This window comes from Rhodanobacter caeni (assembly GCF_039523575.1).
Lineage (GTDB): Bacteria > Pseudomonadota > Gammaproteobacteria > Xanthomonadales > Rhodanobacteraceae > Rhodanobacter > Rhodanobacter caeni.
In genome coordinates this window covers 489908-503383 of record NZ_BAAAFO010000001.1, presented here as the reverse complement: position 1 = coordinate 503383, position 13476 = coordinate 489908, and the positions used below count along the sequence as shown (strand labels likewise).

Genomic DNA, 13476 nt, shown 5'->3' with positions numbered 1-13476 from the left:
GATGATTTCGATGCCGAGTATACGCCGCGGCACGTGGCGCCCCGCGGCGAGAACTGCCTGAGGTAATGGCACAATGGGCGCTTTTCCAGTGCCTGCCCATGTCCGATTCCCCTGCCCCGCGAAAAGTCTGGTGCCCCCACGTCACGGTGGCCTGCGTCGTCGCCGATGGCGACCGTTACCTGATGGTCGAGGAGGAGGCCTGCGGCCGCCTTGCCTACAACCAGCCGGCCGGTCATCTGGAAGACGGTGAAAGCCTCACCGCCGCCGCATTGCGCGAAACGCTGGAGGAAACCGGCTGGACGGTCGAGCTGCAGCATCTCATCGGCATCCAGCAATGGCGCAGCACCGAACACGGCGACGGCGTGGTGCGCTTCAGTTTCGCGGCGCGGGCGCTGAGCCACGACCCCGACCGGCCGCTCGACACCGGCATCCACCGCGCGCTGTGGCTTACCCGCGCGGAGATCGTCGCGCTGGGCGATCGCGTGCGCAGTCCGCTGGTACTGCTCAGCATCGACGCCTGGCTTGCGGGCCAGCGCCTACCGCTGCAGGTGCTGGACTACCTGCCCGGAAACCCGCCGGACACGCCCGCATGAAAGTGATGCTGGGCGTCTCCGGCGGCGTCGATTCCTCGGTGGCGGCGCTGCTGCTGCAACAGGCCGGACACAAGGTCGAAGGCCTGTTCATGCAGAACTGGGAAGAGGACGAGCGCAGCGGACCATGCACCACCGATGCCGACCGCAAGGACGCCGTGGCGGTCTGCGGTCGGCTGGGCATCCCGTTCCACGCGCGCAATTTCGCGGCCGAGTACTGGGATGGCGTGTTCGCGCATTTCCTGGATGAATACCGCGCCGGCCGCACGCCCAACCCCGACGTGCTGTGCAACCGCGAGATCAAGTTCAAGACGTTCCTGCACGAGGCGCAGACGCTGGGCGCGGAAAAGATCGCCACCGGCCACTATGCCCGCGTGGATCGGCGCGACGGCCACTATCGGCTGCTGCGCGCGGTGGACGCGGCCAAGGACCAGAGCTATTTCCTGCACGCGCTGGGCCAGCAGCAGCTGTCGGCCACGCTGTTTCCGCTGGGCGGCATCGAGAAGCCACGCGTGCGCGAACTGGCCCGCGAGGCGGCGCTGCCCACCCACGCCAAGAAGGATTCCACTGGCATCTGTTTCATCGGCGAGCGCGATTTCCGCCACTTCCTGGCGCAGTACATCCCCGCCCGCCCCGGCGAGATGCGCACGCCCGAGGGCGAGCTGATCGGCGAGCACCAGGGGGTGATGTACTACACGCTGGGCCAGCGCAACGGCCTGGGCATCGGCGGGCGCCATGGCGCCAGCGGCGAGGCCTGGTTCGTGGTGGGCAAGGATGTCGCCGGCAATGTGCTGTACGTGGCGCAAGGCGGCGAAAACCGCTGGCTGCAGTCGCAGCGGCTGGAAACGGAAGCGCCCAGCTGGGTTGCCGGCGCGGCACCCGCGCCGCAGTTTCGCTGCACCGCCCGCACCCGCTACCGCCAGCTCGACCAGGCCTGCGAGGTCATCGCGCATGCCGACCGGCTGGAAGTGCGCTTCGACCATCCCCAACGCGCCGTGACGCCCGGCCAGTCGGTGGTTCTCTATGATGGCGAGGCCTGCCTTGGTGGTGCCGTGATCGCCGCCACCGACGCCGCCTACGGCGGGCTGCCACCCCTCTCCCCCTGATCAGCGAGCCCTTTCCTGGTGTTTGAAACTTTTTCGATGAATGAAGAGCGCGTGCTGGCGCTGGCCGGCATCTTCCAGGCCTGCTCGCTGGCGCAGAAGCTCGCCAACGACGGGCGCTGCGACGAGGCCGCCATGGAAGCGGGCGTGGCCAGTGTCTTCCGCATCGACGCGCCCTCGGTGGTGGGCGTGTACGGCTCGGTCGCCAACATGCGGCCTGGCCTGCGCAAGCTGGTGTCGCAACTGGACGAGAGCGACCGCGACATGGCGCTGACGCGCATGGTGGTTACCGTGATGCGGCTGGAACGCAGCCTGTCCGCCCGATCGGACCTGCTCGATCAATTGCAGCAGGGCATCGTCGCCGCACAGCGGCAAGTGGAGCATTTCGGCCAGGCGTCGCCGCAGGTGACGGGCCGGCTGGCGGAGCTGTACGTCTCAACCCTGTCGTTGCTGACCCCGCGCGTGATGGTCAACGGCAACCCGCAGCAATTGCAGCAACCGGCGGTGGTGGAGAAGATCCGCGCCAACCTGCTGGCCGCCGTGCGTTCGGCCGTATTGTGGCGGCAGGTGGGCGGCCGGCAATGGCAACTGCTGCTGTACCGGCGCCAGTGCAGCATGCTGGCGCGCGGGTTGCTGACCGGCGCGATGCTGGACAACGGCTGAGGGCGGCACCTTGTTGGAGCGGCTTCAGCCGCGATGCTCTTGCTTCGGGACCCCAGAGCAGAGGCATCGCGGCTGAAGCCGCTCCTACAAAGGCAGCGCCGAAACCCGTACCGCAATCACCCCAGCAGCTTCAGCCCCGGTCGCGCCCGCGCCAGCCGACGCAGCAAGGTGGCGAACACCTGCAGGTCATCCTGCCACGGCGACGCGTCACGCCAGTACAAGGCGATCTCGCGGCCGGTGGCCTGGCCTTTCAGCCGGGCCAGGACGATGTTCGGCATCGACGCCAGCCGCTCGTGTGCCAGCGCCGGCACCAGCGCATAACCGCCGCGCAGGCTGACCAGCGCAGCCAGGCTTTCCAGGCTCACGTCCTGCACGTGGCCGTGATCGCCGCCTTCCCCGCCCAGCCCGTCGGCGTGGCTCTCGGCCATCAGCGTGGCCTGGGCCGGATCGAGCTGCTCCAGGCTCACGCTGCGCCGGCCGGCCAGCGCGTGATCGGCACGCAGCATCAATTCCCACGGTTCGAAAAACAGCGGCTTCATCGCGACACCACTGCCGGCGGAAACCCGCGGCGCCAGCACCGCGTCCAGCTCGCCCTCGTGCAGTCGGCGCAACAGGCCACGCGGCTTGCCCTCGGAGATCAGCAGCCGCGCGCCCGGGAAGTGCTGCGGAAACGGCGAGATGAGATGCGGCAACAGGTACGGCCCCAGCGAGGCCGGCAAACCCAGCCGCAATTCACCACCGAACGCCACCGCGCCGGCCCGGGCGAGTTGTTGCAGGTGCTCGGCGGCGGCCAGCACGGCGTCGATCTGCTGCAGCAGGCGACGGCCGCCGGCGGTGGGCACGATGCTGCGGCCACCGCGCTCGAACAATGGTGCGCCCAGCGCCTGCTCCACCTTCTGCACCTGGTGCGAGAGGCCGGAGGGGCTGATGTGCATGGCGCGTGCGGCGCTGTTGAAACTGGCGTGGCGATGCACCGCCTGCACCAGCGCCAGATCACGCAGCGACACCGCCGCCAGGATGGTCGAAATCATCGAATGCTGCATGTCATCAAAAGCGTTTGCGCCATGGGCGGGACGGCCCCATCCTTGTTGGAAACACCGGCCGAGGTCGCCGCAGTCTACTCGCTGCCCGCCTCTGCACGTGTCGATAATTCCCGTTCTGCCACCATCGCCAATCGCTCGCACCGGTTCGCGACTCACCGGCGTTTGGGCGATAATTGTCGAATTTGCCGGGACGGCCAGCCGTCGCCGTGGTCACCATCCCAGCCGCAGGATCAGCCAGGAGCACTCCCATGAAAGACACTTTCTCCGCCCGCGATACGCTCGAAGTCAACGGCAAGCAGTACGCCTTTGCCAGCCTGGCCAAGCTGGGCCAGCGCTTCGACCTGAAGCGGCTGCCGTACTCGATGAAGATCCTGCTGGAAAACCTGCTGCGCCACGAGGATGGCGTGGACGTGACGGCGAAGGAGATCGAGGCGGTCGCCACCTGGGACGCGAAGAAGGAGCCGGACACCGAGATTTCCTTCATGCCCGCGCGCGTGCTGCTGCAGGATTTCACCGGCGTGCCCTGCGTGGTCGACCTGGCCGCCATGCGCGACGCGATGAAGGCGCTGGGCGGCGACCCGACCCTGATCAACCCGCTGTCGCCGGCGGAACTGGTCATCGACCATTCGGTGCAGGTCGACGTGTTCGGCAGCGAGGACGCCCTGGAAAAGAACGTCGCCATCGAGTTCGAACGCAACCAGGCCCGCTACAGCTTCCTGCGCTGGGGCCAGAAAGCGTTGACCGATTTCAAGGTGGTGCCGCCGCGCACCGGCATCGTGCACCAGGTGAACCTGGAGCACCTGGCCCGCGTGGTGATGGCCAATGAGGTCGACGGCCAGCAGTGGGCCTACCCGGACACCGTGTTCGGCACCGACTCGCACACCACCATGGTCAACGGCCTGGGCGTGCTGGGCTGGGGCGTGGGCGGCATCGAGGCCGAGGCGGCGATGCTGGGCCAGCCCTCCTCCATGCTGATTCCGCAGGTGGTCGGCTTCAAGCTGTCCGGCCGCCTGCCGGAGGGCGCCACCGCCACCGACCTGGTGCTGACCGTGACGCAGATGCTGCGCAAGCAGGGCGTGGTCGGCAAGTTCGTGGAGTTCTTCGGCCCGGGCCTGCAGCATCTGGCGCTGGCCGATCGCGCCACCATCGGCAACATGGCGCCGGAATACGGCGCCACCTGCGGCATCTTCCCGGTCGACGCGGAATCGCTGAAGTACCTGCGCCTCTCCGGCCGCAGCGACGAGCAGGTCGCGCTGGTCGAGGCCTATGCCAAGGCCCAGGGCCTGTGGCACGACGAGAACAGCCCGCACGCCGAATTCACCGTCACGCTGGAGCTGGACCTGGCCGACGTCAAGCCGTCGATGGCCGGCCCCAAGCGCCCGCAGGACCGCGTGCTGCTGACCGACGTCAAGCAGAACTACAACGCCAACCTGGGCGCCACCACCCTCCATCGCGCGTCGAAGAACGGCGCCGCGGAGGACTTCGCCAACGAAGGCGGCGCCACCGCCATCGGCAACCCGAGCAACACGATCACCGACGGCCTGGTGCGGGTCGAAATGAACGGCGAGAGCTTCAAGGTCGGCGACGGCTCGGTGGTGATCGCCGCCATCACCTCGTGCACCAACACGTCCAACCCCGCCGTGATGCTGGCCGCCGGCCTCGTCGCCAAGAAAGCCGCGGCGCGCGGCCTGAAGGCCAAGCCGTGGGTGAAGACCTCGCTGGCGCCCGGCTCCAAGGTCGTCACCGACTACCTGGAAAAGACCGGCCTGCTGAGCGAGCTGGAGAAGACCGGTTTCTACCTGGTCGGCTACGGCTGCACCACCTGCATCGGCAACTCCGGTCCGCTGCCGCAGGAAATCAGCAAGGCGATCAGCGCCGGCGACCTCACCGTGGGCGCCGTGATCTCCGGCAACCGCAACTTCGAAGGCCGCGTGCACGCCGAAGTGAAGATGAACTACCTGGCCTCGCCGCCGCTGGTGGTGGCCTATGCGTTGGCCGGCTCGCTCGACATCGACCTCACCACCCAGCCTCTGGGCCAGGGCGCGGACGGCAAGGATGTGTTCCTGAAGGACATCTGGCCGAGCAACCAGGAAATCAGCGACCTGATGGCCAGTGCCGTCACCTCGGACATGTTCAAGAAGAACTACGCCGACGTGTTCAAGGGCGACGAGCGCTGGAACGCCATCGCCTCGCCGGACGGCGCGCTGTACGCGTGGGACGAGAAGTCCACCTACATCAAGAACCCGCCGTACTTCGACGGCATGACGATGGAACTGGGCAAGGTCGAGGACATCCACGGCGCGCGCTGCCTGGGCCTGTTCGGCGACTCGATCACCACCGACCACATCTCGCCGGCCGGCTCGATCAAGAAGGATTCGCCCGCGGGCCGCTTCCTGATCTCGCGCGGCGTGCAGCCGATCGACTTCAACTCCTACGGCTCGCGCCGCGGCAACGACGACGTGATGGTGCGCGGCACCTTCGCCAACATCCGCATCAAGAACCAGATGCTGGACGGCGTCGAAGGCGGCTTCACCCGTCACATCCCCAGCGGCGAGCAGATGGCGATCTACGACGCGGCGATGAAGTACAAGGAAACCGGCACGCCGCTGGTGGTCATCGCCGGCAAGGAATACGGCACCGGCTCCTCGCGCGACTGGGCCGCCAAGGGCACCTTGCTGCTGGGCGTCAAGGCCGTGATCACCGAGAGTTTCGAGCGCATCCACCGCTCCAACCTGGTTGGCATGGGCGTGCTGCCGCTGCAGTTCAAGAACGGCGAGAACGCGCAGACGCTGGGGTTGACCGGCAACGAAACCTTCGACATCAGCGGCCTGGACGATGGCCGCTCGAAGGAAGCCACCGTCACCGCCACGGCAGCCGACGGCAGCCGCAAGCAGTTCACCGTGCACGTGATGCTGCTGACGCCGAAGGAGCGCGACTTCTTCCGTCACGGCGGCATCCTGCAATACGTGCTGCGGCAGTTGGCGGGCAAGAAAGCCGCCTGAGCCGACGCAAGCTCCTGAAAAAGGCGCCCCGATTCCGGGGCACCTTTTTTGTGGCCACAGGTTTCTCCCACTACGTCATTCCAGCGAATGCTGGAAGCGCTTTACAACAGCCGAAGGCTGGTCATCCGGCGCCTTCATGCCGGACTCCTACATCACGCGTTCCCACGTCGCGGTATAGCAACGCCAGTCGCCGTCCTCGTGGCGCCACGCCGATTCGACGCGATACACGCCAAGCTGGTCGGGCAGCAGTTTGCCGCCACTGGTCAAGGTGACGGTGAACGTGGCCACCATCCGCTCGCCGCGGCGCTCGATCGAGACCGGTCCCATCGTGACCCCGACATGGTCGCCGCGCAGCGCCAGCAGCCGAATCATGCCGGTCAATCCGCGCCGGTCCAGTCGCCCACCGTTGCCGTCGAAATCCTCGCTGAGCGGTTTGCCCACGTCACTGGCCGAACCGGCCTCGGCGGCCTGCGCCATGGCGGCGATCGCCTCGCGCACCTGGGCCTCGTCGGGCGCGCGGCGGCAACCCGGCAGCAGCAACGCCAACAGGACGAGCACGCCGGCGATGAGGATCGTTTTCTTCTTCGGGATCATGGCGGAACTCGTTGCGGTGCGGCTTGCCGCTATACGCGGGCGCATGCTCCAATGAATCGGAATGCGTTGTGCATGGTGGATGTTGCCACCGATGAATCCAGGCGATCCATGGTCACCGACAAACAGGGAACCCGAGCATGAGCATTGAGCGTCCGTGGCTGGCGAATTACCCGGCGGGCGTCCCCGCGCAGATCGATACCGGCCGCTACGCCTCGGTGGTGGCGGTGGTGGAGGAAGCGTTCGCGCAGTTCCGCCAGCGGCCGGCGTTCTCCAGCTTCGGCAAGCAGCTCAGCTACGGCCAGGTCGATGAACTGAGCCGCCAGTTCGCCGGCTATCTCACCGGCGTGCTGAAGCTGGGCAAAGGCGATCGCATCGCGATCATGATGCCCAACGTGCTGCAGTATCCGGTCGTGCTGTTCGGCGCCTTGCGCGCGGGCCTGGTGGTGGTCAACACCAACCCGATGTACACCGCGCGCGAACTCAAGCACCAGCTGGAAGACTCCGGCGCCAAGGCGATCGTGGTGCTGGACAATTTCGCCGCCACGCTGCAGCAATCCATGCCCGGCACGTCGGTGGAGCACATCGTCACCACTGGCATCGGCGACATGCTCGGTTTTCCCAAGGGCGCGCTGATCAATTTCGTGCTCAAGCACGTCAAGAAGATGGTGCCGCGGTTCGAGTTGCCGCAGGCCGTGCGTTTCCGCGATGCGCTGGCGTGCGGCGCCGGCCACGCCGTCCCCGCGGTGGAGCTCGGGCCCGACGACCTCGCCTTCCTGCAATACACCGGTGGCACCACCGGCGTGGCCAAGGGCGCCATGCTGACCCACGGCAACATGGTGGCGAACATGCTGCAGGCCAGCGCGTGGATCGGCACCGAGCTGGTGACGCCGGGCGAGGAAGTCATCATCACCGCGCTGCCGCTGTACCACATCTTTTCGCTGACGGCGAACGGGCTGGTGTTCATGAGCCTGGGCGGGCTGAACTGGCTGATCACCAACCCGCGCGACATGCCAGGCTTCGTCAAGGAGCTGAAGAAAGCCCGGCCCACCGCGATCACCGGCGTCAACACCCTGTTCAACGGTTTGCTCAACACGCCCGGTTTTGCCGAGCTGGATTTCTCGCGCCTGCACCTGACGCTGGGCGGCGGCATGGCGGTGCAGCGCCCGGTGGCGGAGCGCTGGAAAAAAACCACCGGCTGCACCCTGGCCGAAGCCTACGGCCTCACCGAAACCTCGCCGGCGGTCTGCATCAACCCGCTGGATCTGGCCGCCTACAACGGCTCGATCGGCCTGCCGATTCCCTCCACCGACGTGGCGATATGGTCGGAGGAAGGCCAGCCGCTGCCGCTGGGAGAAATCGGCGAACTGATGGTGCGCGGCCCGCAGGTGATGAAGGGCTACTGGAACCGCCCCAACGAAACGGCCAACGTGCTGGATGCCGCCGGCTGGCTGCACACCGGCGACATCGCGCGGATGGACAAGGACGGCTACGTCTATATCGTCGATCGCAAGAAGGACATGATCCTGGTGTCCGGCTTCAACGTTTACCCGAACGAGGTCGAGGACACCGTGATGCAGCACCCCGGCGTCGCCGAGGTGGCGGCGGTCGGCGTGCCCGACGAGCATTCCGGCGAGGTGGTGAAGCTGTTCGTGGTGCGCAAGGACCCGAACCTGACCATCGAGGCGTTGAAGGCCTTCTGCCGGGAAAACCTCACCGGCTACAAGCGGCCCAAGCTGATCGAATTCCGCGATGCGTTGCCCAAGAGCAATGTGGGCAAGATTCTTCGCCGCGAGCTGCGCGACGAGCACAAGCCGGCTCCCGCAAGCGCCGGTTGACCCGGCCCGCGCCGGCGCGAACGCGAGGCGACGGGTCGGCCAGCCAGCCGTGCAAGGCTAGCCCTTCCAGTTCTCCAGGATGTCGGCGTAGCCGCCCAGCAGGTTCCACAGCGGCACCTGCTTGTCCTCGGGGATGTGGGTATAGGAAAAACCGATGTGGTGCTCGGACACGCGCGCCACTTCCGCCTGCAGATGGATGTGCAGGTTGTGCCCGAAAATCATGTCCAGCACCCAGCTCTGGCCCGGCTCGCCGACCCAGCCCAACGGCCGGCGCAGCAGCGCGCCCGTTGCGGAAATGTCGACCAGTTCGGTGGGATGCGATTTGTCGCCGCGACACATCAACACCGTGGTCTCGATCTGCATACGGGCCGGTCGCAATTTCTCGTCCGCCGCGCCGGCATCGTCGCGTTCGTTGTCATCGATCATCAAAGATTCCTTCCACCCACGATGGCGCCTGTTACCACAAAGCATGTTCATTCGTTTGCCACCCCGCATCCTCGACCGGGCAGCGCCAATGACATCCGCAGCACTGCCGATACGCGCTCCGCAACGGCATCAGGCAACCGCTTGCAGTAGGCTCGCGCGTGACCAAGCAATCGGCATGCCACGCCAGCAGGCCATGGCACCGGTGGCAGCGGCAGTCCCTCGGTTCCCGCGTACGCGTCCTGTCGCCAAGTGTGCACCCATTCGCGCTGGCGGCGGGCGCCGTTTTCGCCGGTGGGTCGGGCTTACCCTTGAGCGTCACAGCGACCAAATGGGTCACATCGCGCCCGGCGGGTGACGCTGGTTGCGGGTGCATCGGCGCGTCCCCCACGCCCCCCGGCATGAACGACCCCCGCACGTGCGACCGACACAAGGCTGGACTTGTCCCGTGGCAGCGGCTACGCTTCGACAACGCGTGGTTCCCCGGCAACAGGCTTGCAGCGCAGCGCGCTGGCGGGACAGCCATCCGGTGATCGGGCAGACCGAAGCGACCACCGACAAGCAACCAGCGAAACCGGGGCTCCACCATCTCTGGCTGACGTCATTGCCGCTGTCGACGGCGGATTGCGACGCACCGCGGAGACGGTCAACCCGCATGACCGAACCGCCATCGAGCGGCTTCGTCATGGCGGCAGAGGCGCCAGGCAACCCTGCCGTTCGCCATTGACAGCTGAACCAGATGTAGCCGGGAATGACGCATTGAGGCGCACTCCAAGTACGGACATTCCGCGGGCAAACCCGATTGGGCGCTCCCGGCAATGGACGGGTTCCAATCACGTTGAACGCACTGCCAGCCGCTGAAGGCGGCCCTACGACATGCATTGATGAGCACTGAGCCGGTCGAGCCCCAGAGCCTGGTAACCGCACCGCAGGATGCATTCGCGTCGGTGCCGCAACAGCAGGAAATGCCGCTGGCGATCGTGCGCGGCGAGCCGATGCTGCAGATGCCGCAGGATCTGTACATCCCGCCGGACGCGCTGGAAGTGATCCTGGAGTCGTTCGAGGGCCCGCTGGATCTGCTGCTCTACCTGATCCGCCGGCAGAACCTGGACATCCTGGACATCCCGGTCGCCGAGATCACCCGGCAGTACATGAGCTACATCGAGCTGATGCGCGATGTGATGCGGCTGGAACTGGCGGCGGAATACCTGCTGATGGCCGCGATCCTGGCCGAGATCAAGTCGCGGCTGCTGCTGCCGCGGCCGCCACTGGAGGAAGGCGTGGAGGAGGATCCCCGCGCCGAGCTGGTGCGGCGGCTGCAGGAGTACGAGAGGTTCAAGCGGGCCGCGGAGGATATCGAGGCCCTGCCCCGGGTCGAGCGCGACACCGTGGTGGTGCATGCCGATGCGGGCGAGCGCAACGTGATCCGGCTGCCGCCGCCGCTGGAGCTCACCGAACTGCTGCTGGCGCTGAAGGACGTGATGCACCGCGCCGAACTGTTCGGCCACCACGCGATCAAGCGCGAGGCGCTCAGCGTCCGGCAGCGCATGGGCGAGTTGCTGAGCCGGCTGGACGACAATGCGTTTCATCGTTTCGAAAGCCTGTTCGACCCCGCCGAGGGGCGCCTCGGCATCGTGGTGACGTTCCTGTCGATGCTGGAGCTGGCCAAGGAAATGCTCGTGGAAATCGTGCAGGAGGCGCCGCTGGCGCCGATCTACGTCAAGGCGAAGGCCAGCCACGGCGAGCCGGCCGGCGATCCCGCGGAGGAGCCGGCCCTGGCCGACCCGGCCTCACGCAACGACGCATTCGGCGAATGAACGCCTCTTTTTGAATCGGCATCCGACCCAAGGTTATGCAGATCGAACAAATCAAACCCATCATCGAGGCCGCGCTGCTGGCCTCCAGCCAGCCGATGACCACGCACCAGTTGGGCGACCTGTTCGGTGAAGCCGACGAGGTCGGCCACGAGCAGATCGCCCGCGCGCTGGAGGCGCTGGCCGGCGATTGCGAAGGTCGCGGCGTCGAACTGAAGGAGGTCGCCTCCGGCTTCCGCTACCAGGTGCGCCAGGACGTGCATCCGTGGATCTCGCGGATGTGGACCGAACGGCCCAGCCGCTACTCGCGCGCCATGCTGGAGACGCTGGCGCTGATCGCCTACCGCCAGCCGATCACCCGGCCGGAGATCGAACAGATCCGCGGCGTGGTGGTGTCCTCCAACATCATCAAGACGATGGAGGAGCGCGAATGGATTCGTGTGGTGGGCTACCGCGACGTGCCCGGCAAGCCCGCGCTGTTCGGCACCACCCGCGCGTTCCTGGATTACTTCAACCTGAAATCGCTGGACCAGTTGCCGCCACTGTCGGAAATCCGCGACATGGAAGACCCGCAGCTGCGCTTCGAACCCGAGCCCCTGCCCGCCCGCGTGGAACGCGACCTGCCGGTGGACCCGGACGAAACCGGGCCGGACACCGCGCAAGAGGTCGGCACCGGTTCCGCCGATGCCGACGATACGGATATCGACCACGACACAACCGAAAACCCGGCCAGCACCCACGCGCCGGCCGCTTCACCCGAGTCCGACGAGGACGGCTCCGATGCGAGCCCCACCGTCGACAACCCGATTGCCACTGCCGATGAGGCAGCGAACCGTGCCGCGGACGTCGAACCCGACACCGCCAGCCAAGATCCCGAGGAGTACCGCGCATGACTGCGCCGCAAAAATCCGTCCTGTCCCTGAAGCGCGAACCGCGCGACGAAGCCGCCGCCCAACTGGAAGAGCGCCTGCACAAGGTGCTGGCCAACGCGGGCCTGGGCTCGCGCCGCATGCTCGAGGTGCGCATCCAGTCCGGCGAGGTCGAACTCAACGGCGCGCCGGCCGAAATCGGCACCAGCGTGCATGCCGGCGATCGCGTGACCATCGACGGCAAGCAGTTCGTGGTGGCCACCGACAGCCGCGACGACACCGAAGTGCTGATCTACCACAAGCCCGAAGGCGTGCTGACAACGCGCGACGACCCCGACGGCCGCCCCACCGTGTTCGAGCAGTTGCCGCGCCTGAAGGGCGCGCGCTGGGTCGCCGTGGGCCGGCTGGACATCAACACCACCGGCCTGTTGCTGCTGACCACCGACGGCGAACTGGCCAACGGCCTGATGCACCCCAAGAGTGGCCTGGAGCGCGAGTACCTCTGCCGCGTACACGGCGAGGTGCCCGACGAAATCATCGAGCGATTGAAAGCCGGCGTGGAGCTGGACGACGGTCCCGCCCGCTTCGACGAGATTGCCGTGATCAGCCGCGGCGGCAGCCATAGCTGGTTCCGCGTGGTGATCCGCGAAGGCCGCAACCGCGAAGTGCGCCGCCTGTGGGACTCGCAGGGTTTCCTGGTCAGCCGCCTCAAGCGCATCCGCTACGGCCAGATCGAACTGCCGCGCAACCTGCGCCGCGGCGATTGCGAGCCGCTCGACGCCGAAGCGGTGAAACAACTGCGCCAGACCACCGGCCTGGGCGCGCCGCAACCGGTGCTGACCCTGAGCCCGGTACTGCACCAGCGCCGCGCCAATCGCAACGTCACCGAATACCGCCCCGAGCGTGGCGCCGGCACCGCCTGGACCGGCGGCCAGGACGAGGCCCGCGAACTGCGCGCGTTTGACCGCATCCGCGAGGAGCCCACCCGCGGCCGCAAGCCTCCGCGGCGCGGTGGCAAGGAGGTCAACGGCAACGTGGCGCGCCCCGAGCGCACCGGCGGTGGCCGCAGCGGTGGCGGGCGCGCCCGACGCGTGGCGCCGGGGCAGGAGCTGCCATCGGTACGCACCTGGTTCGCCGGCGAAAGTCGCGATGGCGGTGCGTCGCGCGGCAACGCCGGCGGCGCCGGCAATCGCCGCTCCGCCGGCGGCAAGCCGTTTGGCGCACGCGGTGGCGAGGGTCGCGGTGCCGGCAATCCGTACGGCGGCTTCGGCGGCGAATCGCGCGGCGGCAACGGCAATGGCAACCGCGCCCCCGGCGGGCGACCGCAAGGGGGCAACCGCGCGCACGGCAACCAGGCCGGCGGTCGTCCGCAAGGCCAGGGTGGCAATCGTCCGCAAGGCGGCGGCCGGCCGCAGGGCCAGGGCGGCAACCGCTCGCAGGGAGCCGGCCGTCCGCATGGACATGGCGGCGCCGCAGGCGGCCGACCCGGTGGCCGTGGTGGCAACCGCTCGGGCAATCGCTGAGCGACGACGGAAACCTG

General features: G+C 67.4%; 11 protein-coding genes. 8 read left to right on the top strand and 3 right to left on the bottom strand.

Annotated elements, in window-relative coordinates:
• Positions 1-98: 98 nt before the first annotated feature.
• Genes ABD017_RS02385 through hflD form a run of 3 tightly spaced genes read left to right on the top strand, consistent with a single transcriptional unit; the run spans position 99 to position 2356 of the window.
• The gene (locus tag ABD017_RS02385; protein WP_343879751.1) at positions 99-593 is read left to right on the top strand and encodes an NUDIX hydrolase; all 495 of its coding nucleotides are present in this window, start codon (positions 99-101) and stop codon (positions 591-593) included.
• Positions 590-1696, top strand: a complete 1107-nt coding sequence (gene mnmA / locus ABD017_RS02380; RefSeq protein ID WP_343879749.1) for a tRNA 2-thiouridine(34) synthase MnmA — start codon at positions 590-592, stop codon at positions 1694-1696. Before ABD017_RS02385 ends, mnmA begins: the two co-directional genes overlap by 4 nt.
• Before the next feature lie 36 nt (positions 1697-1732).
• Complete coding sequence (gene hflD, locus ABD017_RS02375) at positions 1733-2356, top strand: high frequency lysogenization protein HflD (protein ID WP_343879747.1); 624 nt, start codon at positions 1733-1735, stop codon at positions 2354-2356.
• Between the two features lie 116 nt (positions 2357-2472).
• On the opposite strand, the gene ABD017_RS02370 is transcribed toward hflD, so the two are convergent.
• A complete protein-coding gene (locus ABD017_RS02370; protein WP_343879745.1) occupies positions 2473-3399 on the bottom strand; it encodes a LysR family transcriptional regulator in 927 nt (308 codons plus the stop codon).
• A 248-nt stretch (positions 3400-3647) separates the two neighbouring features.
• On the opposite strand from ABD017_RS02370, the gene acnA reads away from it, so the two are divergent.
• Positions 3648-6401: an aconitate hydratase AcnA gene (acnA, locus tag ABD017_RS02365; RefSeq protein ID WP_343879743.1), complete on the top strand. Its 2754-nt coding sequence runs from the start codon at positions 3648-3650 to the stop codon at positions 6399-6401.
• A gap of 147 nt (positions 6402-6548) precedes the next feature.
• Here the strand turns inward: acnA and ABD017_RS02360 are convergent, their stop codons facing one another.
• Positions 6549-6995 (bottom strand): hypothetical protein, encoded by a 447-nt coding sequence (locus ABD017_RS02360; RefSeq protein WP_343879741.1) that lies wholly within the window; start codon positions 6993-6995, stop codon positions 6549-6551.
• 137 nt (positions 6996-7132) lie between these two features.
• Between ABD017_RS02360 and ABD017_RS02355 the strand changes: the two genes are divergently transcribed.
• Complete coding sequence (locus ABD017_RS02355; protein WP_343879739.1) at positions 7133-8830, top strand: AMP-binding protein; 1698 nt, start codon at positions 7133-7135, stop codon at positions 8828-8830.
• Between the two features lie 57 nt (positions 8831-8887).
• Here ABD017_RS02355 and ABD017_RS02350 read toward each other — a convergent pair whose 3' ends face one another.
• Complete coding sequence (locus ABD017_RS02350) at positions 8888-9256, bottom strand: PilZ domain-containing protein (protein ID WP_343879737.1); 369 nt, start codon at positions 9254-9256, stop codon at positions 8888-8890.
• Between the two features lie 881 nt (positions 9257-10137).
• Between ABD017_RS02350 and ABD017_RS02345 the strand changes: the two genes are divergently transcribed.
• Genes ABD017_RS02345 through ABD017_RS02335 form a run of 3 tightly spaced genes read left to right on the top strand, consistent with a single transcriptional unit; the run spans position 10138 to position 13459 of the window.
• Positions 10138-11070, top strand: coding sequence for a segregation and condensation protein A (locus ABD017_RS02345; protein ID WP_343879735.1), 933 nt, complete (start codon positions 10138-10140; stop codon positions 11068-11070).
• Between the two features lie 35 nt (positions 11071-11105).
• Positions 11106-11960, top strand: a complete 855-nt coding sequence (gene scpB, locus ABD017_RS02340; RefSeq protein WP_343879733.1) for an SMC-Scp complex subunit ScpB — start codon at positions 11106-11108, stop codon at positions 11958-11960.
• Positions 11957-13459, top strand: coding sequence for a pseudouridine synthase (locus ABD017_RS02335; RefSeq protein ID WP_343879731.1), 1503 nt, complete (start codon positions 11957-11959; stop codon positions 13457-13459). The genes scpB and ABD017_RS02335 overlap by 4 nt, the downstream gene beginning before the upstream one ends.
• Positions 13460-13476 lie beyond the last annotated feature (17 nt).

Coding starts and splice junctions, on each gene's coding strand:
- ABD017_RS02385 (WP_343879751.1), top strand. CDS start 99: ATGTCCGATTCCCCTGCCCCGCGAAAAGTCTGGTGCCCCCACGTCACG.
- mnmA (WP_343879749.1), top strand. CDS start 590: ATGAAAGTGATGCTGGGCGTCTCCGGCGGCGTCGATTCCTCGGTGGCG.
- hflD (WP_343879747.1), top strand. CDS start 1,733: ATGAATGAAGAGCGCGTGCTGGCGCTGGCCGGCATCTTCCAGGCCTGC.
- ABD017_RS02370 (WP_343879745.1), bottom strand. CDS start 3,399: ATGCAGCATTCGATGATTTCGACCATCCTGGCGGCGGTGTCGCTGCGT.
- acnA (WP_343879743.1), top strand. CDS start 3,648: ATGAAAGACACTTTCTCCGCCCGCGATACGCTCGAAGTCAACGGCAAG.
- ABD017_RS02360 (WP_343879741.1), bottom strand. CDS start 6,995: ATGATCCCGAAGAAGAAAACGATCCTCATCGCCGGCGTGCTCGTCCTG.
- ABD017_RS02355 (WP_343879739.1), top strand. CDS start 7,133: ATGAGCATTGAGCGTCCGTGGCTGGCGAATTACCCGGCGGGCGTCCCC.
- ABD017_RS02350 (WP_343879737.1), bottom strand. CDS start 9,256: ATGATCGATGACAACGAACGCGACGATGCCGGCGCGGCGGACGAGAAA.
- ABD017_RS02345 (WP_343879735.1), top strand. CDS start 10,138: ATGAGCACTGAGCCGGTCGAGCCCCAGAGCCTGGTAACCGCACCGCAG.
- scpB (WP_343879733.1), top strand. CDS start 11,106: ATGCAGATCGAACAAATCAAACCCATCATCGAGGCCGCGCTGCTGGCC.
- ABD017_RS02335 (WP_343879731.1), top strand. CDS start 11,957: ATGACTGCGCCGCAAAAATCCGTCCTGTCCCTGAAGCGCGAACCGCGC.